The organism is Mesorhizobium sp. M1B.F.Ca.ET.045.04.1.1 (genome assembly GCF_003952465.1).
Taxonomy (GTDB): domain Bacteria; phylum Pseudomonadota; class Alphaproteobacteria; order Rhizobiales; family Rhizobiaceae; genus Mesorhizobium; species Mesorhizobium shonense.
The window spans coordinates 1,575,800-1,600,891 of sequence record NZ_CP034448.1 but is presented as its reverse complement, the minus strand read 5'-3'; the positions used below and the strand labels follow the sequence as shown (position 1 = coordinate 1,600,891).

The following is a 25,092-nucleotide window of genomic DNA, read 5'->3' as shown; positions in this document are numbered from 1 at the left end:
CTCGTGATTAATTGCCGGGATAAGCCGAGCCGGTACCCAAGAACCGCTTCGTCATCTCGCGGGCGGCTTCGTCTGACTGGGCCTTGCGGGCGGCATCCTCGGCCTCAGCTCGAAACTGCGTTGCGAGCAGCGTCTGGATCTGCATCTGCTGTTTTGTCGAAAGCGCCATCAGCTGGTTGGTGGCCTGGCTTGCCTGAAGCGCACCGGCCGCCCCTTGGCTGCGGTTGACGAGATCGGCGAGCAGATCGCCGTCGGCGCGGACGTTCTCGACGATTTGCGACTGGACACCCATGGTCTGGCGGAACGCCTGCATGGCGGTTTGCCAACGCTCCCGCGCAGCACTCGCCACATCGCTGACTTTGATCGTGGCGTCGTAGCTTTCCGGATATTGGCTGCGCCACTGGTCTTGAAGCTTGCCCAGATCAAAGCTGAGGCCACTCGCCTGGTCCATCAAGCCGTCGATGCGATGGAGCGAACCGGTGAGTTGGCCAACGGAAGAGAAATCCAGACGCTGAAGATTGCGCGCCATGTTCTGCAGCATGGTCGCCTGATTCTGCAGCGACTGGATTTGGTTGTTGATCTGCTCCAATGCGCGCGCGGCCGTCAGCACGTTCTGCGCATAATTGGACGGATCGAACACGATAAGGGCGTACGCGGGCTGCACATAGTCGGCCATAGGCTTGGCGATCAGGGAAACGGTGATCAGGCCGGAGAGAAGGCGTCGCCGCATCATGAGAATTGCTCCTTGTCTGGTTGAGGGAATTGCTTGAGAAGTTCGCCGGCCCAATCGAGGCCGCGCGCGATCAGGAACTGCGAGGCAAAGCTGCCTTGCCCGTCTTCGGACATGATCCTGTCGATCAGAGTCTGCGTGGCCGGATCGGAAGCACCGCAAAGCGCAAGAGCGATGGGGCCAAGCTCGAGCTCGAACAGACGGTTGCCGCGGCGCGATTGCAGATAATACTGACGCTTCGGCGTGGCGCGGGCGATCAATTCGATCTGCCGCTCGCTTAAACCGAAGCGCTCGTAGGCTGTGCGCGCCTGGGGTTCCACGGCACGATCATTGGGAAGGAAAATGCGCTGCGGGCAGCTTTCGATGATTGCCGGCGCTATGCCAGAGCCCGCGATATCAGCCAGCGACTGCGTAGCGAAGACAACCGACACGTTCTTCTTTCGCAGCACCTTCAGCCATTCGCGGATGCGGGCGGCGAACAGCGGATTGTCGAGATAGACCCACGCCTCGTCGAGCATGATCAGCGTGGGCCGTCCGTCGAACCGTTCCTCAAGTCGCTGGAACAGATAGGTAAGCACCGGCAGCAAAGCGCCTTGGCTGTGCATTAACTCCTCGGTCTCGAAACACTGCACATCCGACAAGGCCAGCCCATCATGATCGGCATCGAGCAGGCGGCCGAAGGGACCGTCGAGCGTGTAGGGCATCAATGCGGTCTTCAGCGCATTGGATTGAAGCAGGACCGAAAGACCGGTCAGTGTGCGTTCCTGCGCCGGCGCGGTGGCAAGGCTGGCCAGCGCTGACCAAATAGCCTCCTTCACCTCCGGCGTGACGGTGACGTTCTCGTGGGCAACAAGGCTGGCGATCCATTCGGCCGCCCAGCTTCGGCTAGCCTGGTCGTTGATGCTGCGCAGTGGCTGAAAGGCAAGGGAACCGTCCGCTCCTAGCGCGTGGTGTTCTCCACCCATGGCAAGTGTTGCAGCACGGGCCGAATTGCCTTTGTCGAAGACATAAACCTGGGCGCCGGCATAGCGCCTGAACTGCAGAGCAATCAGAGCAAGCAGAACCGACTTGCCGGCGCCGGTCGGACCAACAACCAGCATGTGGCCGACATCTTCGACGTGGGTGGAAAGCCGAAACGGTGTCGACCCACTGGTCTCGGCAACGAAAAGCGGTGGCGCTTCGGTTTGGGTGACTTTCGCGAGATGCTCGTTTGTCGCAGGACCGGCCCAAACCGACGACAGCGGCATGAGATGGGCAAGGTTCAATGTATGAACGAGCGGTTGGCGAACGTTAGCGTAGACATGGCCAGGCAATGAGCCGAGCCAAGCCTCGACCGCATTGACGCCTTCTCGGATCGTGGTGAAGCCGAGCCCATTGATGATGCGCTCGACCGCGCGAAGCTTCTCTGCAGCGGCTTGGCGATCCTCGCCCCACACCGTCACGGTGGTGGTGAGATAGCCGAAACTCACATGATCACCGCCCAATGCCTGAAGGGCTTCGTCGGCATCGAGCGCCTTGTTGTCGGCATCGTTATCGACAAGCGGGACCGGCTCGTTGGTAATGACCTCGCGTAGGATTGCCACGATCGATTTGCGCTTGGCAAACCACTGCCGGCGCAATCGCGTCAGCGTCTTCGTGGCTTCCGTTTTCTCGAGCGGAATGAAGCGCGTCATCCAGCGATAGGCGAAATCCTGATGATTGAGGGTATCGAGGATTCCGGGCCGGGTGAGGTTCGGAAAGCCGAGGATGGTCAGTGTGCGAAGATGCTGCTCACCCAGCATCGGCTCCAGGCCACCGGTAAGCGGCGCATCGACCAGGATTGCATCCAGATATATCGGCGTTTCCGGGGCCATGATAGGATGGCGACGAGGCGAAATCGTGCCGTGGAGGTAGGTCAACGTCTGAGCATCATCGAGGACGCGTACTTCGGACATGAAACCCGAGAAGAGATCGAGCACGCGGTTGGTCTCGTCACGGAACCTCGCCAGATCCTGGCGCCAGTCTCTTTCTCCTCGGGAATAATGAGAGTCGACGAGCGCGCTTTCTGCGCGCGCCTGGGCGTCCGGCGGTGGCATAAACACCAAGGTCAGATGATAGCGGCTCTCGTAGTGCGCTACCTTCCCCTCGAAAGCAGCGCGGCGTTCTTCGTCGACCAGCCACGACGCGGCGTCAGGAAAATGCGAGTTCGGATAGCCCAGCGCTTCTGTGCGCTCGGCCTCAAAGAACAATGCCCAGCCAGAGCCAAGGCGTCTGAGAGCATTGTTCGCCCGGGCGCAAATGCCGACGAGTTCAGCCTCCGTCGCACTTTCGAGATCCGGGCCGCGGAACCGCAACGTCCGCTGAAAGCTGCCGTCCTTGTTGAGCACGATGCCGGGCGCCACCAAGGCAGCCCAGGGTAGATGGTCGGCAAGCCGGTCGGCTTTGCTTCGATATTCCGAAAGGTTCAGCATGCAAGCCACCCCTTCAGACGTAGGTGGCGCACAAGCACGCTGGCGAAGTCCGGATCGCGTCTTGCGGCAAACACCGCTAACGAGTGGCCTGCGATCCAAAGCACCAGACCAGCAATCCATTGCTGCAAGCCGAAGCCAATGGCCGCGGCCACTGTACCGTTGAGGATCGCCACCGCGCGCGGAGCCCCGCCGAGCAGGATCGGCTCGGTCAGCGCCCGGTGGACCGGTACTGCGAAGCCCTCGATATGCTGCTCCCCGGCGGCCATCAGACGAGCGCCCCACCACCGAAGGAGAAGAAGGAGAGGAAGAAGCTCGATGCCGCGAAGGCGATTGACAGACCGAAGACGATCTGAATCAGGCGCCGAAAACCACCGGCGGTGTCGCCGAAGGCAAGCGTCAGGCCGGTGGTGATAATGATGATCACCGCAACGATCTTGGCGACCGGTCCCTGCACGGACTCCAGGATCTGCTGCAGCGGCTGCTCCCACGGCATGCCGGAGCCGGCGGCATAAACCGGGGCCGTGTTAAGAAACGCGAGCGCTGTGGACGAAAGAAAGCGAAGCTTCTTGCGCATGAGGAAGGCCTTTCAAAGCTGCTGGAGTTGCGAAAGCGTGAGCGGGGCAACGGCGTAATCGCCGCTGCCGTCGAGACCGGTGACCTCGGCGATTGCGTCGATGTGGCGCGACGAGCCGCGTCCCGCTATGAAGACGATCAGATCTATCGCCTCAGCGATGAGCCGGCGGGGAACGGTGACCACCGCTTCCTGGGCGAGTTGCTCAATGCGATAGAGAGCCGAGCGCGCGGAATTGGCGTGTACGGTAGCGATGCCGCCTGGGTGCCCGGTGTTCCATGCCTTCAGCATGTCGAGCGCTTCCGCGCCCCTCACCTCGCCCACGATGATGCGGTCCGGCCTGAGCCTCAGCGTCGAGCGCACGAGATCGGCAAGGGTGACCGAGCCCCGCCTTGTTCTCAGGGCAACGCAGTCCCTGGCCGCGCACTGCAGTTCGCGTGTGTCCTCGATCAGGATCACCCGATCGTCGCATTCGGCGACTTCAGCCAGCAGAGCGTTGGCGAGTGTTGTCTTCCCCGAGGAAGTGCCGCCGGCGATCAGCATGTTGCGCCGCTCGCGGACGGCCTTTTTCAGCGCATCGGCCTGCAGCGGCAGCATGATGCGTTCGGCAACATAGTCGGCCAGGGTGTAGACTTTCGCGGCGGGCTTGCGGATGGCAAAACATGGCGCCAACACCACAGGTGGCAGCAGGCCTTCGAAGCGTTCGCCAGACGGCAATTCGGCACTGACGATCGGGTTGTCGGCGTGCGCCTCGGCGCGCACGTGCGAAGCAACCAGGCGGATGATACGTTCTGCCTCGGACGGGTGCATGTGAACGTCGGTATCGACCCGACCTTCGCCTAACCGGTCGAGTCGCAGCGCGCCGTCGGGATTGACCATCACCTCGATGACGGACGGATCGGCCAGGGCTTCGGTGATTGCCGGACCCATGGCGGTGCGCAGCATGACACGCCGCCGGTGGTCGGCCTCGGGATGAGAGCTCATCCTTCCCCTCCCCCACCATTGTCTTTGCTAAGCGACTTTTTGCCGGAAGCGATCTGGCGGCCGACCTTCTCAACGAATTTCTCGAAACGCTCTTGGGCAATAGCCTGCGTTGCCCGATCCGGGACCGGCGTGTGGGCGTGAAGGGTGATCGAAAAGCGGATGAAGAGCGCCAGGCTCTCCAGGATCACCTCGGAATCGCGCCTGACGTGGGCAAGATCGCGGGAGAGCCGGTCAAGCCTTACGCCGTAGCGCCGATCGAACTCGCTCTCGCCACGCCGCTCGATGAACGCCTCGATCGCCTTCGCCACGATCGCTGATTTGGTCGTTGACGGATCGCGACTGAGGTTGTCCAGTTTCTCGCTGAGCTCCGGCTCAAGCAGAAACTGATGGCGAATGCGGTGCGGCTTCATGCGGCTCGTTCCGACGGCCCGGCGTTGCGCCGGCGACGGGAGAAGCATCGGCCAGACGCTCAAAATTGCTTATGGCCGTTATCTACGCTGAGGTGCGCTCTGCAACTCAGCGGACTTCAGAAGCCGGGAATGACATCGTCGCCCCTGCCCTCGTTGATACCGTAGGCGCGGGCCGCAGTGGAAATCCGATCCATGACACGCTTGTCCGCGAGCGCTTCGCTGTCATCGTCTGCGGGCTTGTACAGATCGGCCTGATCGGGCTCTTGAGAGACAACAACGTCTTCTTCGGGCAGGCTTGGATGGCGTTGCTGCTGAACGCCTCCCTCGTCTTCAACTGGCGCGTCGGCGCTTTCCTCGTCCGCAGCAAGTCGGCTATCGACGCTGCACACTTGTCCAGTCCAGCCGTCCGGGCGTGATGCAGGGCAGTCCGCATAGGGTCCGTCGTGCAGCACCGGCGCAGGCAGCACCCGATCTGTGAAATTCTGATCCTGATAATAGCGCAGCTTCTTGGCGCGGATCGGCGGCAACCCAGAAACCAGGACCAATTCGTCTGACGGCGGCAATTGCATCACCTCGCCTGGCGTCAGGAGCGGGCGCGCGGTTTCCTGGCGGCTCACCATGACATGTGAAAGCCAGGGCGCAAGCCGATGGCCCGCATAGTTGCGCATCGACCTAAGTTCGGTTGCGGTGCCGAGGGCATCCGAGATGCGCTTGGCCGTGCGTTCGTCATTGGAGGAAAAGGCAATTCGCACGTGGCAATTGTCGAGAATAGCATTGTTCTCGCCATAGGCCTTTGAAACCTGGTTCAAAGATTGTGCGATCAGATAGGAGCGAATGCCATAACCTGCCATGAAGGCGAGCGCCGTTTCGAAGAAGTCGAGGCGACCGAGCGCCGGAAACTCGTCCAGCATCATGAGCAGCTGATGCTTACGGCTCTTCTTCGGGTCCCCCTCCAGACGCTCCGTCAACCGCCTGCCGATCTGGTTCAAGATCAGTCGCACCAAAGGCTTGGTGCGCGAGATATCCGAAGGCGGCACGACCAGATAGAGCGACAGCGGTCGCTCTCCATCCACTAGGTCAGCGATGCGCCAGTCGCAGGACGAAGTGGCCGCCGCGACCGTTGGATCACGATAAAGCCCAAGAAAGGACATGGCGGTCGAGAGGACGCCTGAGCGCTCGTTTTCCGACTTGTTCAGGAGTTCGCGAGCCGCCGAGGCCACTACGGGATGGACCTGAGGGTTATGCCCCGTCCCGAGATGGTTTGTCGTCATCATCCGCCGTAGCGTTGCGGCAAACGAGCGTTGCGGGTCCGACAGGAAGGTGGCGACGCGGGCTAGCGTCTTGTCCTCTTCAGCGTAGAGCACGTGCAAAATGGCGCCAACTAGGAGTGAATGGCTGGTCTTCTCCCAGTGATTCCGTCGCTCCAGCGCGCCCTCGGGATCGACGAGGATGTCGGCGATGTTTTGAACGTCCCGGATCTCATCTGGGCCTTTGCGCACCTCCAGCAGCGGGTTGTAGCGTGCCGATCTCGGGTCGGTCGGATTGAACAGAAGGCAGTACGAGAATTTCGACCGCCAGCCGGAGGTCAACTGCCAATTTTCGCCTTTTATATCATGAATGATGGCAGACCCGGTCCAGGAAAGTAGCGTTGGAACAACCAGCCCCACGCCCTTGCCCGAACGCGTCGGCGCAAATGCCATGACGTGCTCCGGGCCGTCATGGCGCAGATAGCGATCGTTCAGCCTACCGAGGAAAACGCCCGCCGGCCGTAACAACCCTGCCGTCTCGACCTCATGAGTCGTGGCCCACCGTGAAGACCCATAGGTCGTAACCGACCCGCGCTGTCGCGCGCGCAAAAGCGAGCCTGCGATTGCGGCGGCACAGCCCAGGAATCCGCTGGCGCCTGCAAGCGTACCGGCTTTGTCGAAGACCTCCGGCGCATAAGCATCGAAGTGGAACCACCATTCAAACAGCTTCCACGGCTTGTAGATTGGCCAGCCGGCGAAGAGAAACCATGGTGCGCCGAGAGGCGTCTGGTAGGTCAGCATTTGAGCGCACCATTGGGTTGCCGTCCATACGCCGATAATGACAATTGCGCACACAACGGCGATCTGCCCGATCAGTAGCTTCGTAGGTGTCATCGGCTTGGCCCGCTGAACAACGCGACCTAGCATCGCGCGGTGCAGCCGGGACAGGAATGTTCCTCACATACGATTTGGGAGCAATGAACGACTTCCTACTATGCAGGTCGGTCAGCACGCGTGTTGCGCCTTCACGCGACACCATCCTCTCCATTCACCCTGAGGCCCGGCGCCGCCGACAGTTGCGTGACCGCTCCTCCGCAAAGTTATCTTCTGCGTTCAGGGAGCCAGGGCGCCTGGGCTGGCTGATGAACACCGTCCGCTCGCGCATGTGGGGTCGAATTGATTTGTGCCCAAGTGGAGGCAGGCTCATCATTCAACAGTTGCCGCAGTTCCCCTGGCTCGAACGCCATCATTGGTGGGGAGGCAGGCTCGTCTTCCAACAGTTGCCGCAGTTCCCCTGGCTCGAACGCCATCATCGGTGGGGAAGCGGGTTCATCCTCCAACAGCTGCCGCAGTTCCCCTGGCTCGAACGCCATCATCGGTGGGGAAGCGGGTTCATCCTCCAACAGCTGCCGCAGTTCCCCTGGCTCGAACGCCATCATTGGTGGGGAGGCAGGCTCGTCCTCCAACAGTTGCCGCAGTTCCCCTGACTCGAACGCCATCATTGGTGGGGAGGCAGGCTCGTCTTCCAACAGTTGCCGCAGTTCCCCTGACTCGAACGCCATCATTGGTGGGGAGTCAGGCTCGTCTTCCAACAGTTGCCGCAGTTCCCCTGGCTCGAATGCCATCATCGGTGGGGAGGCGGGTTCATCCTCCAGCAGCTGCCGCGGCTCTTCCTCGTGCGGCAAGCGCCTCCTTAGCCGGTCTTGCAGCGCCTGCCGATCGGCAACGAGGTTGTCGAGGGGCAGCGGCTCGTGGTCTGGCCGCTGCCCTTTCACCAATCGTTCAACCAGCGCCCACGTGCCCTCCAGGACAAATACGCCGCAATCATAATGGTTCGTCTGTCTGGCCATGGGGGCTGGCGCCAAGGTAGCATTCAGCAGTCCTGCGAGCTGTTTTGCAGGCACGTCGTTATATCCCTCTCGCTGGAGGGAGTCGTAGTGATAGGCGAACCGCCTTTCGGGGTCGCGGCGATCAACGAGCAGCAGCGACCAATGGGTGCCGGGGCTAGTAGCCGTGCCATTATTCACTGGCAAGAACAGGAAGTCGGCTGTGGCGTTGTTTTGATTATAGATGGACTGCAATATGCCTCGAGCGTCTTGCGGCGACGTGTGTCGCAGTAGATGGGATACGGAAGGATCCACCAGCCGAGTCCGGGCAGCGAGCGCCGGATTGATCCCCTGCAGTTGCCGCTCCAGCAAATTGTAATCTCTCTGGACATGGGCGTCGCTCAGCCATTCGGCGGCGCCGAGCACCCGCCCCGTTGCAACGTTGGACGGGGCTGTCGGATCGAGCGCCCCGATCTGAGCCCCAGAGGAACTGGTCGTCAGTGTGGTCACATCAACCAGTGGAAGGCCGCGGTAGGTGCCTGGCAGCTTAGCGGTTGCTGGCGAGGCGGGTTGGGGAGCTCTTGCCGGTGCCGCTGGCCCAGCTTCAGCAGCGGCCCCAACGCGCCTGGTGACTGCGTCTGCCGGATGAGCAGCAAGGACAGTTTCGCGCCCGAGCACAATGCGCGGCAGGATATCCCGGAGGTGAGCCAATGCAGAACCGATACTTAGTCTATTACCATAGGAGACAGCCTTGAAGCTCTCAACATCTTTATCCAGCGATTTGTCGTGAATCCGAGCGGCAATCCCAGGCTTGTTATTTTGACGCAGATACTGGCTAAAATGTCTAAGAAAATTTGTATAGCCGCCCACGGTATCTGGATTCCGTCCGGTCGCAGGCGCTGCCAGGTACTCCTTGGTCGAAGCGGCTCTGTAATCTCTAATGAGCTCGGCATCGTCAGGATAGGGGATCACGAGAGGGCGACCCATAATCGGGGCTCCGCTTGTCGACTTCTTGAGGTAACGCAGTGCGCCAGCCACGGTGGAGGAACCACCCGTACTCTCGTACTCCTTGAGATCCTGATCCAGCGACGAATGGTAAAGCCGAGCAGCAAACCCTGGCTTGTTGTTTTGAAGGAGCCACCGACTAAAGCCGAAAAGAGAATTTACATTGAAAGTGACCGTGTTCGCGCTGGCCTTACCCGCGTGGAATGCTGCCCTCAGCCCTTCGATAGCGGTCGCATCGTTGGAATAGACAGGACGCTTGTCGGAACCGTTGGGGACTACAATTGGACGATCCGGCTGCACTGTCGAGGACATCGAACCACCACCTCCGGGATGCGGTGCTGGGGTGGATTCGTGTTCATCCCTCTGCCTGACGAGCTGCGCCTCAGATTCCGGTGTAGCCACCTTATGAGGATCCTGCATCGGTTCGATCCCCTCCATCTCCTGCTGCAACCAAGCCAAAGCTTGGCGAGCGGCGGCTTCATCAACCGCGGAGGATGTCTCCACACCTCTGGCGGACGCCGGCAGAGCCTGCTCCGCCCGCCGTCGAAAGAGCTCTGGCGAGGCGGATTTCTCCGCCCACAATCTGGGCTGCGTAGCGAGTCCCCGTCCAGATTTATGTGGCACCGCCTCGCTTGGCAGCGGGCTGCTCCTGTCCCGTGCAGCTACCAGCCCCTCCGGGGCGCCCTGGTCGCCGTGGCGCCAGTTCAAGTGAGGGACGGCCTCTCCAAAGTCGGGTGCTTGGTGTTGGTGCGCGGTTGGGGCGAGAGACAATGGTAGATCGGTGCCCTCCTTATAACCTACCGGCAGGAGCTCCTCTGGCCAATCGAATCCCTGCTGTGGTGCGGTATGCTGAGCAGCGTCGCCACGGGGACGAGCCTCCATGCTGACCGCGTTTTCCAGATGACTCCCGAGTATAACGCGCGGCGGGTGCTTGCGGATATAAACCAGTGCAGATTCGATCGGAGCTCCACGAGTAGAGGAGGCGGCCTTGTAGCTCTCAACATCTTTATCCAGCGATTCATCGTAAATCCGGCCCGCAATCCCGAGCTTGTCATTTTGACGTAGGTAATGACTGAAATGGTTAAGAGCAGTTGCGTAGCCGCTCGCGGATCTGAAATGTCTAGTGAGCGCGGCGTCGTCAGGATGGGGGTTCAGGACAGCGCGACCCACAATCGGGGCGGCTCCGCCTATCGGCTTCATCAGTTGACGCAGTGCGCCAGCCACTGTGGAGGAACCACCCCTACTCTCGTACTCCTCGAGATCCTGGCTCAGCGACGGATGGTAAAGCCGAGCAGCAAACCCTGGCTTTTTGTTTTGAAAGAGCCAACGACTAAAGCCGAAAAGAGAATTTGCGCTGCGAGTGACCGTGTCCGGCCTGGCTTTACCCGCAAGGAGTGCAGACTTCAGCCCTTCGATGGCGGTGGCATCGTTGGAATAAACAGGACGCTTGTCGGCACCGTCGGGGGCCACAATTGGACGATCCGGCTGCACTGTCGAGGGCATCGACCCATCGAGATGCGGCGCTGGGGTGTATTCGTGCTCATCCCCCTGCATCGCGAGCTGCGCCTCCCGTTCCGATGTACCCACCTGATGGGCAGGGAGTTGCATCATCGCGCGAGCGCCTGAGTCACCAACCTGACCTGGTTGCCGCTCAGTGACAGCATGCTGCAGATTGCTTTGGATCCTCTGCCTCTTCGTTGGTCTCAACTCACCTTTGCCATGCGAGCCATTGACGAGGACATCCTCGCCTGGTGCACTCATCAACTCATCCGCCGCCTGCAATTCGCCCAAGTGCTGCTCAAAACCGGCTTGGCCGGCTTGTCCGCTTGCTCGTGCGGTACGGCGTGCTGCACCTGCAGCCAAGCTGCTACGATGAATGTCCAGTTTGTACGGGTGCACGCTAGCCTCACTTCCACAGATCACATGAGCAACCTACTCAGGCAAGCTTTCGAAAGGCTGACGAGGTCCGCCGCCGCGGAAGGCGAAGGCTGGTTTTCTGCTCAGCGGTTGACGGCCTAGCGTGTTGCGGCCGCGCCGGGTATCACGCCAATCAATCTGAATAGTCGATGCGTCAAACGAACCAGGATAGGATTTTCGTAGCGGGGCTGCTCTACTCACTCTTGTCCTGAGGTAGAATTCAACCATATCGCCGAGCAACTGGATGCCGATTGGATACCCGATCCGGAAAGCTTCAGCTCATATGTGACGCGAGGATGAGAATCGTGGCAGCTCCAGACCGACGGGCTGCCACCCACAGCGGCGATGACCGACGAGGGTCTTCTATTGCCAAGGTAATCGTCCGTTCGGGGACCTATGTGTTCCTATGCTCGTCGAGCGGATCGGGTGGGCCGCACCGCCGTAGCGTTACGGCGAGCGGAAGCGGCGTTGGGTGCGGCTTTTCCCCTGAACGCTTCACACCAGGCTGATAGGGGATCTTGCAATCGCACACACGCGGTCTGCAGGCGTGCCTATCAAGCAGTTTGCTCAGACCAACGTCGCGGCGAGCCTATCCTCAATACGCAGCGCAAGTCCTAGACTCCACGATCGTCCTTCGGTGCAGATTTGCTCGCGCCTCGCCCTGATTACAGCCGATAAGGCGAGCTAACAATTGCAAGAGCCACAAGCTACTCCAGCTCGATCGGTTTGCTGTTCCAGTCGGGCGGGGTCTGACCGAGAATGTTGCGAACGAAGAAGTCTAGGAGTTTGCGCTCGGTGTAGGTGCCTAGAGTATGGTGATTGGCACCAGGAACGTAGACAATGTCAAAATCTTTTCCTGCCTTGATGAGTCGATCGGCAAGCTGGAACGAGCAAAACGGATCGACATTATCATCCATTTCGCCGACCGCGATCATCAGCTTGCCCTGCAGCCTGTGAGCATTGTCAACGGCGGAGGATTGCGAATATTCAATGCCGACCGGCCACCCCATCCACAGTTCATTCCACCAGGTCTTGTCTATCCTGTTGTCGAAGCAGCCGTTTTTGGCGACGGCGACCTTGTAGAAATCGGGGTGAAAGAGCAGCGCGCTGACTGCACTCTGGCCGCCGGCGGATGCGCCAAAAATGCCGACGTTGGATATGTCGTACCATGGATATTGCGCGGCCGCCGCCTTGTGCCACAGAATGCGATCGGGAAATCCTGCGTCCTTCAGATTCTTCCAAGCAACATCATGGAAGGCGCGGGAGCGGTTGTTGGTGCCCATGCCGTCGATCTGAGCAACGACGAAGCCCAGCTGCGTGAGCGGCTCTGTCCACCGCGAGAAGGATTTTGGGACGAAGGAGCCGTGGGGTCCAGCATAGATATTCTCCACAACCGGGTATTTCTTCGTCGGGTCGAAGTTGGCTGGCAGGTGGAGCACACCCCAGATGTCAGTTTTGCCGTCGCGCCCCTTGGAATGGAAACTGAGCGGCGGCTGCCAGCCTGCGGCGACGAGCTCGGAAATGTCGGCCGTCTCGATCTGCTGGAGCTTGGCATTGTCGCTGGCGCGGTAGAGTGCCATGCGCGGGGGCAGATCGATGCGTGACCAGAGATCGACATAATAGCGCCTGTCAGGCGAGAACTCGATATGGTGGTTGGCCGGTTCGGGCGTCAGTGCAGTCAGTCCCTTGCCGTCAAAGCCGATGCGGTAAGCATGGACCCAATAGGGGTCCTCCTGCGAGTTCATCCCGCTCGCCTCGAACCAGATCTGACGCTTCACCGGATCGACATGGTTGACCCTCCGGACGACCCACTCACCTCGGGTGATCTGGTTTTCGAGCGCGCCTGTCCGGCCGTTGAAAAGATACAAATGCTCATACCCGTCGCGCTCTGATGCCCAGATGATCTCCTTCCCGTCATCGACATCGTAACGGAAGATTTTTCCGGCATCCTCCTGGCCATGCCCCAGCGGCAAATAATCCACGAATGTCTCGCTGGTCTCATCGATCAGGGAGCGCCCGCGGCCCGAGGCGGCGTCTACCTCGACCAAGCGATAGAGCTGATGCCCGCGCTGGTTATATTCGAAAGTGAAGCCGCGGCTGTCCGCCCACCACCGGAGAGGGGAAAGTTCGAAGACGTTCGAGAAGAGGGCACCGTCAATCACGATCTGGCGCCGGCCGGCAATGTCGAACAGGACTGGTTGGGGCAGCGGAAGGACATCGCCCGGCCTGGGATAGAATATTGTTGAATATTCCCGCTCCAACTGGTCCGTCGATGAATTGAGGTAGCGGACCTCTCGCCTATAGCCGGGGCGAACAAGGTAAGCGGCGAGGTGGCGCGAGTCCGGCGACCAGCTCAGCGTCGAAAAGACGTAGCAATTGCCTTCGGCTCCGTCCCGGCTCAGAGGAACATCCTGCAATCCGTCCTCGCTGCGCAGGAAAACGTTGCAGTTCTTGATATAGGCGATCCATTTGCCGTCGGGCGACGCGTTGCTCTTGTCGGGGTTGTTCTCCGCTGGCGGCGTGTAGCGGTGGCTGAGCTCCCTACGGTCCCCTTTCCTTGCATCGAATGTGGTGCTGGTACAGTCATAGCTTGCAAGGTCGCAGCTCCACCGGGTGTCTTCAATCTGGAAGTCGAGCCTGCGACCATCCTCACTCAGTTCGAAACGGTCGAACGGAAGATTGCCGGCTTGATAGCTCTCATGGCTCACCTTGTTTAGCGCTGCCGCCAGACGCGCCTGATCGAAAGCGGGCCGCTTGAAACCCGTGGCAGCATCGACCTGCATGAACTGCTGCTCGCCGTGGCTAGTCCGGCGGTAGACGAAGGCTTCACCCCCGGTCAGCCAGAAAGGCATTTTGGGGACATTGACAGTGAGCCCGCCATATCGATCGTTGATCGTAAGTGCGCGCTTGAAATCGGCCGGCGCTAGCGTCGGGTGTAAACTTTTCGAACCCTTGGCCAGCGTCTGAGTTGCCGATCGCCATGCCGCGCGCGTCAAAGCGCCGATCCTGGACATACCTGTTCACTTCTTTCGGTTTTCGGAATGCTAATTTTGAAGTTGGGTTCTCGTCGCCGGTCTGCAGCAGCGCCGAGCGTCGCCTTGGAGGAGAGCCAGCACGCGGGTGCAGCCAGGCACGCGCAACAGGGGCGCTCCTTGGACATCCAGGCACTGGTTCGGGTGCCGATTGAAGAGTTGGCGTCCGTCGCCGAAACAACCAGGAAAGAGCGTCCATGCAGCCCTGACGCGACTATTTCCCCGCGAGTATGGCCGCTTGCTTTTCTGCATCATCTGAAAGGTCCTGCTCTAGTCGGGCCGGATGTCACCCCGGCAGATTGTGCTATTTCGACAATCTCCGAGCGATTGCCGCCGGCCCATGACGAGGTTTACCGATAGGGCGCAATATGCGTGCCAAAGGAAAAGCGGTTTAATACACGGCAATCCGCCTATGTCGCATCCCCAACATCGTCGCACACCGGACAATGCCGGACGATATTGTCCCGGGGCGTCAAATTGGTTTGATGGTGACCCAACAACTGGCGGATGACGATCTCGAAATGCGCGACAACGGCCTCGGTGGACACTGTCGCCGCGCCCAGCACGCTGGCCGCCTGCCCGGCGATGTCCGCGCCCAGGCGGATGGCCTTGGCCACGTCGACGCCATCGCGGATCCCGCCCGACGCGATCAGCTTCACCGTTGGCAGCGCCCGACGCACCGCCTGCACGCTGGTCAGGGTGGGAATCCCCCAATTGGCGAATGACATCGCCACTGCACGGTCGGCGGCATTGCGGGCGCGCTCGCCCTCCACTGCGGCCCAACTGGTGCCGCCGGCGCCGGCGACATCGATTACCGCCACGCCCGCCTCGACGAGCGCACAGGCCACCGAGGCGGACAGGCCGCCCCCACTTCCTTGGCCACGATCGGCACGCCCACGATGCGCGCGGCGCCAGCGATCAGCGCCAGGACGCCGCGCCAGTCGCGGTCGCCCTCCCGGCTGTACCGCTTCCTGCAGCGGATTGAGATGGACGATGAGCCCATCGGCCTCCAGCGCGTCCACCGCGCGACGCGCCAGGTCCAGGCCGTCGGCCTCCCGCAGTTGCGCGGCGCCGATATTGGCCAGCAAGGGAATGTCTGGCGCCAGGCGGCGCAGCGCGCGCGTTAGCCCCTGGGAGTTACGGGATTGCAGGCTCACACGCTGCGAACCGCACATGGCGATCCGCAAGGCTTGCGCTGCCTCGCTCAAATGCCGGTTGATGGCCTCGGCCCGTGGCATGCCGCCGGCCATAGAGCTGATCAGCAGCGGCGCGCGCATAGCCTTGCCCAGCAGCGAGGCGCGCAGGTCGATCTGCGTCAGGTCCAACTCGGGCAGTGCGCAGTGTTCGAAATGGATGTACTCCCAGCCAGCGGCCACCGTGGCCGGCGCCGTTCGCCGATCCAGCACCAGCGAAGCGCGCAGCTGAGCGCAGCCCTCGAATCCGGAGAGAACGCACGGTACGCCGTGCCCCAGCGCCTGCTCCACGGCGGCGAGCTGCTCCGGCGCGATCAGGCCAACGTCGTTGCAATCGTCTAGCCAGAACAGCAGCGCCAGTTCGCGATAGAACGCCACGATCAGCGTTTCGTTCTGCGGATCACGGCCGGTGCGGGCGCTGGTGTCGCGCAGGCTCGGGTGAATGCGTTGCAGGATTGGGGGACGCGTGACGCAGTCAAAGCTCCCCTTGCCAAGCACGGAGCAGGCGAGTGAGAGAGCAGATGAATAGGCGTGTCGCCAATATTTTCGCATTGCTATAATCGATTATAGTTGTGAGGAGCAATTTGAGACCATTTACTTGCGGCTCAAGTCACCCATAAAAGAAGGCAAGCACCGATTCGGTAGCTTATCCCCTGTCTTTCGCGTACTCGCGGCCGTGGCGCCGGGTGAACGATTGAAGACCGCCGGTCTCACTCGCAGGTGGGCGCCAGGGCGTGGGACGGTTGGCAAGCCACAGGAGTAGGACAATGTCGAAGGATTCGGGTAAGGGCGATAATCACGGCGGCGGGCCGGGCAAGATCGAGATCACGATGGTGGTGAACGGCCAGCCCACGCAGGTCGAAGCCAATCCCAACCAGCCGCTTCACGTCATTCGTACCAAAGCCCTTGAGAACACGCAGAATGTCGCCCAACCAGCCGAGAATTGGGAATTGAAGGATGAGGCCGGCAACTTGCTCGACGTCGACAAGAAGCTTGGCGATTTCGGTTTCCCGAATACTGTGACCCTGTTCCTCAGCCTGAAGGCGGGCGTCGCAGGTGCCTAAACCCCAAAGTGTGGATCCGGAGGTCTCCCGAGCGAAGTTTGATCGGGAGATCGGCCGGTTCCGGCCATATGCTGATGTCTATCGGGCTCAGGGCTGCTTCTTGATCGAGGCGACCTTTCCGCGCGCTTTCTTCATTTTCGCAAGCCTCAAGTTAAAACCACGGGTGATCAGCGCAGCGAGCGAGGTCGACTTCACCGACTACGACTTAAGACCACCGTCCGTGGTCTTCGTCGATCCGTTTACGCGTCATCCGATTGCCCGGAAAGATCTATACCTGAAAATGCTTAGACGTCCGCCGCTGCCCGGAACGCCGCCGGAGATGATAGGAGCTCTCATCCAGCAGAACGCCGTGCCGCTGACGGACTTCATCCAGGCCAACAGTCCCGAGGACGAACCATTCCTGTGCATGGCGGGCGTCCGGGAATACCACGACAATCCAGCCCATTCAGGTGATCCATGGCTACTTCATCGGGGTTCTGGCGAAGGCTGTTTGGCCTTCATCCTGGACAAGATCATCAAGTACGGAATCATTCCTATAGAGCAGTTGCAGATTCAACTCCCACCGGCAATCGTAGGAATGGTGGTATCCCCTCAGGCGATACAAGAATGACTGGTTTGAGAGATGTAACGATCGTGACTCTCCCGCGCGGCTGCATCTCGACCACGCATGGGCATCTGCGCTCAGTTGGTCGCGAAGGCAATGAGGGGATGGCGCTCTGGGTCGGCGTTCAGCAAGACCGGCACTTTGCCGTAACAGAGACGGTTATCCCGGCGCAGCGTCACATTCGGACAAACGATGGCGTTTGCGTGATCGTTGCGGCCGAAGAACTGCACCGGCTCAATGTCTGGCTCTACAAAAGCGGCCTGAAACTCTTGGCCCAGATTCACAGCCATCCGGGCCGCGCCTACCATTCGACGACGGACGACGCTTATGCGGTTGCTACCACGGTTGGGTGTCTGTCGCTGGTAGTGCCGAATTTCGCCCGCGAGCCTTTCGATTTTGCTCGGGTCGCCGCCTATCGGCTTGACGAAAAGGCCAAATGGAATGCGCTCCCTCCCGCGGCACTGTCGCGAATGATCATGATATCGAGTTGAACAATGGCATTCGCTAACTTCATCGATCGTGCCGCCACGGCGGCATCTCAGGTCCTGGCCGATTTTCATCTGGGAGACTTCAAAGCAGCTCTTGAAAAGCAGGTCGTGGCAGTCGCCTTCGACCATCAGGCCGCTTCCTGCGCCGAAGGCCAGGCGACACTAGATCTTGCGGTGAGATTGCTCGCTAGGCTCTACCCGGTTCTGGCGATACTCCCGCTGGACAGCGCGGCGAGCTCTCAAGCCCAAGCGCTGGAGCGCTTGGCAAAGTCGATCAATCCAAAAGTCGGCATCCGGCGTTCCGGCAAGTCTGCCACCGTCTGCGTCGTTGCAGGGGTAACGCGCCCATCACTCCGGTGCCCGATCTTTTTCGTGGGATCGGACGGTTGGGCGGCAAAGCTGTCGCGTACGGACCCGGTGGGCTCTGGCCCAAGTCTGCTGCCTTTTGGAGCTGGCGCCGCCAGTTGCTTCGGCGCCGCCAACGTCTTTCGAACTATCTTCGCCGCCCAGTTGACCGGCGCCGAGTTGGACGAAACCATCGACCTCTCGCTATGCAGCTACGACAAGACCAAAGCCGGGGAGGCTGGCCCGATCGACTTCCCAGTCGACCTTGGCGAAACCCACCTCGTTGGGCTCGGTGCGATAGGCCATGGCTCGCTTTGGGCGCTAGCGAGACAACCCGATCTCAAGGGTCGTCTGCATGTAATCGATCACGAAGCGATCGAACTCTCAAACCTGCAGCGCTACGCATTGGCCGGCCAGGCGGAGATTGGTATGTCCAAGGCGGTTCTTGCAGCCACCGCCCTTAGATCGACTGGCCTTGAGGTCGAGGCGCACCCTCTGACGTGGGCAGAATATGTTGCGCGCCGGGGCAATTGGGTCTTAGACCAAGTGGGTGTGGCGCTTGACACCGCCGCCGACCGTCTGGCTGTCCAAGGTGCACTGCCGCGATGGATCGCAAACGCTTGGATGCAGGAGCACGATCTCGGTATCTCCCGGCATGGTTTCGATGACGGCCAGGCTTGCCTTTGTTGCATGTACCTGCCATCCGGAAAATCCAAGGACGAGCACCAGCTGATTGCCGAGGAACTCGGAATACCGGAAGCACACGAGCAGGTGAAAACGCTCCTGCAGACAAATGCCGGAGTTCCCAACGACTTTGTAGTTCGCGTGGCTACAGCGATGGCTGTGCCGTTTGAACCGCTAGCCCCGTTTGTCGGCCAGCCCCTGCGCTCCTTTTATCAGCAGGCTATCTGCGGCGGTCTGGTGTTCCAGCTTAGCGAAGGAAGTCGCCGCGTTCGAACTGTGGTTCCGATGGCCTTTCAGTCGGTGCTTGCCGGGATTATGCTTGCCGCGGATTTGGTCAAGCATAGTGCGGGGTTTCCCATGAGCCCGACGACGAGCACTCGGGTGAATCTTCTGCGCCCCCTTGGCTCTCACTTGCACGATCCGAAGGCCAAGGACTCCAGCGGCCGCTGCATCTGTAGCGACGACGATTTCATTGCCGCTTACAGGCGCAAATACGGAGCGCGTTGATCAGGTAAGCGATGTCTCGGCCGCCTAAGCAGACGCGCACCTCTCCGTAGACGCAGGGGGCGCGGCTTGTGGGCGTGACCATGGGCGCCATTATGACACGCTTGGCCCGCTCCTTTGCCGGCCTATCGTCCTCCGCGCATGATCCCGTGCCGACGTGATGATCCAGCACCAGCCGCCATGGCACCAGAGGCTGGTCAAACCTCCGTTGTTGGCCGGTTTGGACAGTGCTGCATCAGGTCTCGACCGACGTCTCGACAGTCAGGGCTGCTTCGACGGGTGTGAAGATGTCAACATCGACCCCAGGCGCCCGAATCGTCACAATCAGGGCGTACCGAGCCAGAGCGTCGACGCGTTCCAGGTAAGGCTTCTCCTTCCACCAGCCCCCGACCGGGAACACGCCGATCGCGTCACGCTCGGCGAGATCGGCGGCGCTGCCCGACCAGAAATCGGCGTGCAACGAGCCGCGATCGCGGAAGGTGCCGAGCAGCCACTCTTCTCCGCCTCCAGCAGGCGCCCCTTCCTCCTCGTCCCGAGCGGCCTGATTGATGCGGGCTCGGAATTCGTCGACTGTCTCGGTCGCTGACTTTACTCTGAACCGAAGACCATGGGACGCGTAACGATGCCGGCGGGTCCATCCGCGTTCACCGGGGTTGGGTTCGATGAAATAGGACAGCGTGACGCGGAGCTCGACCTGGGCAGCGCCGAGCGCCGCGAGCTGCTCCTTCGGCCAAGGCAGGCGATGCAGCTTCATGTCACGCGTTTTGGCAGCCGCGCCGCCCTCGCGCTGGAAAGGCTGAAGCTCATCTTCAACGATAAGCGTGAGGTCGTTCACCGTTGACAGAAGCGCGCGCCCAAGATCTGGCACGCCGTAACCATAGCGCCGCACGAGCGCCTGGATCTCGCCCTTCGCTCCGTTGCACGCATCGATGCGTGCGCGCATCGCCGGAGTCCATTCGGCCGAGTGGACGATCAGGGCGCGAACCGATTCAGGCCACAGCTCGGGGCGCGCTGATAGAATTAGTCCCGCCATCCGTGCGGCATGGGCCGTTGCCGCGCTCGTATCTCCGAGGGTGGTGAAGTGGCGCAGTTCGGGTCGACAGAAAGTGGTCAATATCTGCAGATCGTCGATCGGCTCGCCGGGCAACACACCGTCATGGGCGAGATTGCCGCCTTCGAAGACGACCTCGGGCTTCACCGGCCACTGCCTGTCCCAAACGACCGAAGTGCGACTGCGCGGCGAGAGCTCGCCGACCGGCGCGATCGGAGCGTAGCCCGAAAAGTCGGTGTCAATGATATCGACCTTTTCTGTGAAAGCGCCGACCGTCAGCGCATTCCAGGCCTGAGAAGGATCATCGACTGCTTCCAGATCGTTGCGCGTCAAATGCTCGGCCGGCATGAGGTCATCGCCGATGTTGCCGGCAGAGAGAACGATCAAGCGTCGCTGTTCCTCTTCGAAACAGAGTTGGTCGATAGCGGCAGACCACGATGTGGGCCTTCCACGCGCCGGACTGGCGCTTGTCACAGCCATTGCGATCGCGCGGCGGCGCTCCGGCGCCTGCACCTCGGCGCGGGCGATCGCTTCCGCGGTGATCGCGCCATAGAGTTCTGGATCGTTTGCCTCGTCTTCTGGCGGAAGGATACGAACACTCTCCAGCCGAAAGGGCAATGGAACTGGATCGCCTCCGACCAGGAGCGGGACCAGATCACCGTACAGGCCGACACCTGCCATTCGCGTCCCGTGGCCGCTCCACGCAGGTGTGTCGTCGCTGCCCCATGCCGGTTTGACGGTGTGCCAGTCTTAAACGGCAAGTGCGGGTTCGATCAACGGGTGGGTGCGACGCACGCCGCTGTCGAGAATGCAGACCGCAATATCGGATTGAGGCGGTCTGACGCGCCCGAGAAGCTCGTCGCTCCAGTCCCTTTGCTCCGCGCCGCCAAGGCCCAGGAAGAAGGACGGCGTATCCTTCGCGCGCCGCAGCTCGGCGACGACATCGCTGTGCGCAATCATGCGGTCGAGCATTGCCGTGCTGGCGAGGGCCAGCATGACCACCCGCTCCGGAAACCTAACCGCATGCGTGCGCAAAGTGATGTTCAGGGCTTCGGCAATGTGCTCGAAGTTCTCGCGGCGACCGTCGCGCAGCCAGACTTCCCACCACACCTGCTCGTCAGCGGCCTGGGGGAAGAGGTCGTCGTGGTCGGTAAACAACGATCGTGCAGTCGCCAGCCTGACTGTCTCCATGCGGGAGACGAGCGGCTCGTTGCGCGGTCTGCCGCGGTCAGTATCAACGTCTCGATACGCCTCGACTTTCCGCAAATAATAGGCTTGCGCGCTTTGCGGCAGGAACACCGACGCTGTGATGGGAGCACCGGGTTGAGTTGGCTCATGGACGGCGACCAGCTCCATGTGCTGGCGACGATCGGCCAACTGGTCGAGGGCCGCCCGTCCGGACATGGGCAGATCGATCGCGAGGTAAAAGCCAGGCGTGCCGACCGACAGCTGGGGGTCACGCGCCGCAATCTGCTGGCGTGCACTTTCGACCGCTTGTTCGATGGATTGCGTCAAGGCCGCAGCATGCGACGCCCGATCACGCGCCGGCAGCGGCGGTGCATGTATAAGTTGGTTGGGCCGCCGATAGGCTTCCCGAATGCCGTTGTTGCGAAGGTGGATATGGGCGCGGTCGCGCGGAAAATCGTCTGCCATTATGATCTGTGCTGTCGCTACTCAAACAGCGACGCCTGCCGGCGTTCCTTCAGAGCGTCGATGAGCGCTTCCGAGGTGATCCGCTTCCCCCCCCGCAATATGATGGTTTTTGCAGCGTCGTCGGCCGCGCGCGTGATCTCGGCCTGCGACAGTCTCTCTGCCTGAGAGATCGCCTCGTTCCAGGCAAGCCCTCTGGTGTCGAAGCGGTCGAGTCGAGCCCGAAGCAGCGCCTCTATAATCGGCCGATCGGGCACGGCGTATTCGATGACATCGTCGAAACGGCGGAACAAAGCTCTGTCGAGCAGCTCGGGATGATTTGTTGCCGCAATAATCAGGCTGTGGCTGTCGTCTTGCTCGAGAAACTGCAGAAACGAATTCAGCACGCGCCGAATCTCGCCAACATCCTGGCGTTCGCCTCGACGCGCGCCGATGGCATCGAATTCGTCAAAGAAGTAGACGCCCCGCGTCGCCTGCATTGCATCAAAAACAAGCCGCAGCTTTCCGGCAGTCTCTCCCATGAACTTGGTGATCAAACCATCGAGGACGATCGTGAAAAGGGGCAGATGAAGCTCCCCGGCCAATGCCGATGCGGTCATCGTCTTGCCTGATCCTGGCGGGCCGACCAGAAGCAGTTTGCGACGGGGAACAAGCCCGTGCTCGCGCAAGCTTGCTTGTTGGCGCTGCTCTCCCAGCACGCGGTGCAGGCGCGAGCGCAGACTGTCCGGCAAAATCATGTCGGTCAGTCGCAGGTCCGGATAGCGCACATGCAGGAGCCCTGCGAGCTCGCCCTTTGGCTGAAAAAGGGGAACCGGCCGACTGCTCTTGACAATCCGGGCGTCCCTGCTCTTGGCTGCGTCGACCAGATCCTTGAGCTCCTGAGCAAGCTTACCATGGCCTTGACGTGCCTCATGCGCAGCAAGCTGCATCGCGATAGAGAGGAAACGATCCTCGTCGCCGGCAATGTGGCTTTTAAGCAGCGTCACGATATGGCGGGCCGTGGTCATGGCTCTCTTCTGGGGTATCCGTTTACTTGGCGAAGCGCATGCAACCTAAACGCTTTCAACGGCGATTTGTATCGCGCAATGGTGTTTTTTCTCTTGTCGATGTTCGCCCGTGGCAACTTCAGCGGTGAACTGTTGCGCCGCGGTCATAGGCCAGCCGGAATAACGCCGGCCAGCAGACAACAGTCCGCATCTTCGAGCGCTCGAAGTCTGGCCACTCACGCAGCGTGTCGGGTCCGAACGCTCCAAAGCCGCCCCGCCTGGCAGGTCCATGCGACCGATTGCGGGCGTGCGGCCATAAGGTCTACGCGGGCTCGCATGGCTGCCCGCGCCGCTGGCTAAAAAGCTGTACACCATCTCACGAAACACCAGGTCCGCTCCTTTGCCGGCCGACGGTCCATGAAATCCCCTCCCCACTTACGACACCGGAGACCTCCTTGCCCACATGGCGCTCAAGCACCGGCCGCCATGGCACCAGCGTGAACTCGCGCGACTTTTCAACGACGGCATATTTTCCGCTGGCAAGCTCGACGGAGCGGCGGAGCGTACCCTCTACTCGTCCTCCGGATCGCGCTTCGGCATAGGGCAGGCCAAGTTCCTCCGACAGTTGGCCAGCAACACGGTTCAGTTCTCGCTGGCGCAGGATCGAAAGCATGTTGGCTCGATAGACGATCCCATCCTGTTCTTTATGCGCGAGGCCTTGCGCGATCAGCCACTGCCGCCGGCGAGCTTGCGCCTCTCTCACGTCGCGGCCGAAGCCGGATCCGTGCAAAGGCTCGGGTCTATCGGCAACCAGCTCCCGGTCGAGCCAGGTGGCGCCGTTGAAGCTGACCTGTCGCTCCAGCGCCATTGAGGAGAGCTTGTCGGCAACGACAGGCTCGGCCCTGGCCCGCTGGCCCTCATAATTCGCGACGCGATCGAGATGGTCCGGCGCGATGAGCCAGGTGCCGTTCGGCTCTCGCTCGACGCCGCCGGTCGCGCGGCGGATCGCCTCCAGCCGCCGCACATGCGTTCGCGCAAAGCTCTCGGTGGCGGATGGGTCATGCTTCAGGTGCATATCGACGTCGTAACGGCCGCCATGCGCGGCGGCGATTTCGGCGATGGTACGATCGACCTGCCTCGGCTCGGTGTTCCTTGGCGCGACACGCACGATGCAGCCATTAGGCATCGTTTCCATCGCCTCGCCTCTACCGATGTTGATCCAATGGCTCTTACCGTCGACGGCGTCGACGATCATGTAATGGCGGTCATTGATCTCGTCGGCCAGTCCACGCGCGACAACGCGACCGACGAGAGACTGGACGGGCTCGCCGGATCGATCGTGGATCACCCAGTCGGCGGCCCTGCGGGCAAGCCCCTTGCCGGTCAGTTCGCGGTGCATGGTCTTGATGATGTCGCCGCGTTCGCCGGTGCGGCGCAGCGTGGCTTCGAGCTCATCGTCGAGGCGCCAGGAGCCAGCGCCGACCTCCGCGGCCAGACCCATCCGCTCGAGCTTGCGCAGCCGTCCCTGGTGCAGCGTCTGGCGAATGGCGTCGGGACCGCCCGGCGAGACCAGGCCGTCATCATCACGCATGCTGAGCAGCCGACGGTCGATGCTGGTGAAGCGTTCCTGCTCCATTTCCCGGCGCAGGCGAAGCTCAATCTCGCGGTCGGTTCGCGGACCGAGATCGAGGCTGACCAGCTCGGCCGCCCGCTCGCGGATGCCAGATGAGATATATTCGCGCGCGATGACCAGGTTCTCGCCACGGTCGTCCCTGCCACGGACGATGATGTGGCTGTGCGGGTGGCCGGTGTTGAAATGATCGACCGCGACCCAGTCGAGCTTCGTGCCGAGGTCTTCCTGCATCTGCGCCATGAGCCGCCGCGTCAGCGCCTTGAGGTCGTCGTACTCGATGCCGTCTTCGGCAGCGACGATGAAGCGGAACTGATGGCGGTCGCCGTCCGCGCGATCGATGAACGCCTTGCCGTCGACGCGGCCGCTGTCGGCGCCGTAGAGCTCGCCAGGTTCACCTTCGCGGGTGACCCCGTCGCGCTGAAGATAGCGTAGATGGGCACGCGCCCCGTCCGCGCCCTTGCCGGCGAGCTTGACGACCCGCGCCTTGACGATCACCCGGCGCTGGCGGAAGGCGGCATACCGGTCGCGCGATTTCAGCAGTGCGGCGGCCGCCCCGCCGCGCCCTGTCCGGCTTCCTGTGAAGCGACCACCGCGTTGCGGCCGGCCGCCAGCCCGGTTGATCGCCGCACGAACCTGGCCGGCATAGCGTTTGCCGGCCTTCGAGCCGCGCGACCCGATTTTGCCGAGCTTCGGCCTGAACTCGTCATCCTTAATGCGA

General features: G+C 61.3%; 15 protein-coding genes and 3 pseudogenes. 4 read left to right on the top strand and 14 right to left on the bottom strand.

Annotated elements, in window-relative coordinates; translation table 11 throughout:
• Positions 1–7: 7 nt before the first annotated feature.
• The 11 genes and pseudogenes from trbJ to EJ071_RS39015 all read right to left on the bottom strand — a co-directional run.
• Entirely contained in the window at positions 8–733 is a 726-nt protein-coding gene (gene trbJ, locus EJ071_RS07775; RefSeq protein ID WP_024502854.1) for a P-type conjugative transfer protein TrbJ, read from the bottom strand.
• Positions 730–3,180 carry a conjugal transfer protein TrbE gene (gene trbE, locus EJ071_RS07770; RefSeq protein ID WP_126057782.1) on the bottom strand — a complete coding sequence of 817 codons (2,451 nt, stop codon included), beginning with the start codon at positions 3,178–3,180 and terminating at the stop codon, positions 730–732. Before trbE ends, trbJ begins: the two co-directional genes overlap by 4 nt.
• Positions 3,174–3,446, bottom strand: coding sequence for a VirB3 family type IV secretion system protein (locus EJ071_RS07765; RefSeq protein WP_024502852.1), 273 nt, complete (start codon positions 3,444–3,446; stop codon positions 3,174–3,176). Before EJ071_RS07765 ends, trbE begins: the two co-directional genes overlap by 7 nt.
• Entirely contained in the window at positions 3,446–3,754 is a 309-nt protein-coding gene (locus tag EJ071_RS07760) for a TrbC/VirB2 family protein (protein ID WP_126057781.1), read from the bottom strand. Before EJ071_RS07760 ends, EJ071_RS07765 begins: the two co-directional genes overlap by 1 nt.
• A gap of 12 nt (positions 3,755–3,766) precedes the next feature.
• The gene (trbB, locus tag EJ071_RS07755) at positions 3,767–4,735 is read right to left on the bottom strand and encodes a P-type conjugative transfer ATPase TrbB (protein ID WP_024502850.1); all 969 of its coding nucleotides are present in this window, start codon (positions 4,733–4,735) and stop codon (positions 3,767–3,769) included.
• Complete coding sequence (locus EJ071_RS07750) at positions 4,732–5,145, bottom strand: CopG family transcriptional regulator (RefSeq protein ID WP_095488561.1); 414 nt, start codon at positions 5,143–5,145, stop codon at positions 4,732–4,734. The genes trbB and EJ071_RS07750 overlap by 4 nt, the downstream gene beginning before the upstream one ends.
• A gap of 116 nt (positions 5,146–5,261) precedes the next feature.
• Positions 5,262–7,286, bottom strand: a complete 2,025-nt coding sequence (locus EJ071_RS07745; RefSeq protein ID WP_024502848.1) for a conjugal transfer protein TraG — start codon at positions 7,284–7,286, stop codon at positions 5,262–5,264.
• A 206-nt stretch (positions 7,287–7,492) separates the two neighbouring features.
• Positions 7,493–11,014 (bottom strand): Ulp1 family isopeptidase, encoded by a 3,522-nt coding sequence (locus tag EJ071_RS07740; protein ID WP_245454737.1) that lies wholly within the window; start codon positions 11,012–11,014, stop codon positions 7,493–7,495.
• An 833-nt stretch (positions 11,015–11,847) separates the two neighbouring features.
• Positions 11,848–14,154 carry a S9 family peptidase gene (locus tag EJ071_RS07735; RefSeq protein ID WP_126080685.1) on the bottom strand — a complete coding sequence of 769 codons (2,307 nt, stop codon included), beginning with the start codon at positions 14,152–14,154 and terminating at the stop codon, positions 11,848–11,850.
• A gap of 515 nt (positions 14,155–14,669) precedes the next feature.
• A pseudogene (fni, locus tag EJ071_RS07730) lies at positions 14,670–15,593 on the bottom strand (type 2 isopentenyl-diphosphate Delta-isomerase); the annotation flags it as partial.
• Positions 15,582–15,821: pseudogene (locus EJ071_RS39015) on the bottom strand (hypothetical protein); the annotation flags it as partial. The pseudogenes fni and EJ071_RS39015, both read right to left, overlap by 12 nt.
• Positions 15,822–16,132: 311 nt before the next feature.
• On the opposite strand from EJ071_RS39015, the gene EJ071_RS07725 reads away from it, so the two are divergent.
• The 4 genes from EJ071_RS07725 (at position 16,133) to EJ071_RS07710 (ending at position 19,057) form a co-directional block, all read left to right on the top strand.
• Entirely contained in the window at positions 16,133–16,429 is a 297-nt protein-coding gene (locus EJ071_RS07725) for a DUF2604 domain-containing protein (protein ID WP_126057779.1), read from the top strand.
• The gene (locus tag EJ071_RS07720; protein ID WP_126057778.1) at positions 16,422–17,039 is read left to right on the top strand and encodes a putative metal-binding protein; all 618 of its coding nucleotides are present in this window, start codon (positions 16,422–16,424) and stop codon (positions 17,037–17,039) included. Before EJ071_RS07725 ends, EJ071_RS07720 begins: the two co-directional genes overlap by 8 nt.
• A 98-nt stretch (positions 17,040–17,137) precedes the next feature.
• Positions 17,138–17,524 (top strand): Mov34/MPN/PAD-1 family protein, encoded by a 387-nt coding sequence (locus EJ071_RS07715; RefSeq protein ID WP_245454736.1) that lies wholly within the window; start codon positions 17,138–17,140, stop codon positions 17,522–17,524.
• A 3-nt stretch (positions 17,525–17,527) separates the two neighbouring features.
• Entirely contained in the window at positions 17,528–19,057 is a 1,530-nt protein-coding gene (locus EJ071_RS07710) for an E2 ligase fold family C protein (protein ID WP_126057776.1), read from the top strand.
• A gap of 232 nt (positions 19,058–19,289) precedes the next feature.
• Here the strand turns inward: EJ071_RS07710 and EJ071_RS07705 are convergent.
• The 3 genes and pseudogenes from EJ071_RS07705 to rlxS all read right to left on the bottom strand — a co-directional run bounded on the left by EJ071_RS07705 (position 19,290) and on the right by rlxS (position 25,088).
• Positions 19,290–21,758: pseudogene (locus EJ071_RS07705) on the bottom strand (S8 family peptidase).
• A 17-nt stretch (positions 21,759–21,775) separates the two neighbouring features.
• Entirely contained in the window at positions 21,776–22,762 is a 987-nt protein-coding gene (locus EJ071_RS07700; protein ID WP_126057775.1) for an ATP-binding protein, read from the bottom strand.
• A 355-nt stretch (positions 22,763–23,117) separates the two neighbouring features.
• A complete protein-coding gene (gene rlxS / locus EJ071_RS07695; protein ID WP_024505648.1) occupies positions 23,118–25,088 on the bottom strand; it encodes a relaxase/mobilization nuclease RlxS in 1,971 nt (656 codons plus the stop codon).
• Between the last annotated feature and the right edge of the window lie 4 nt (positions 25,089–25,092).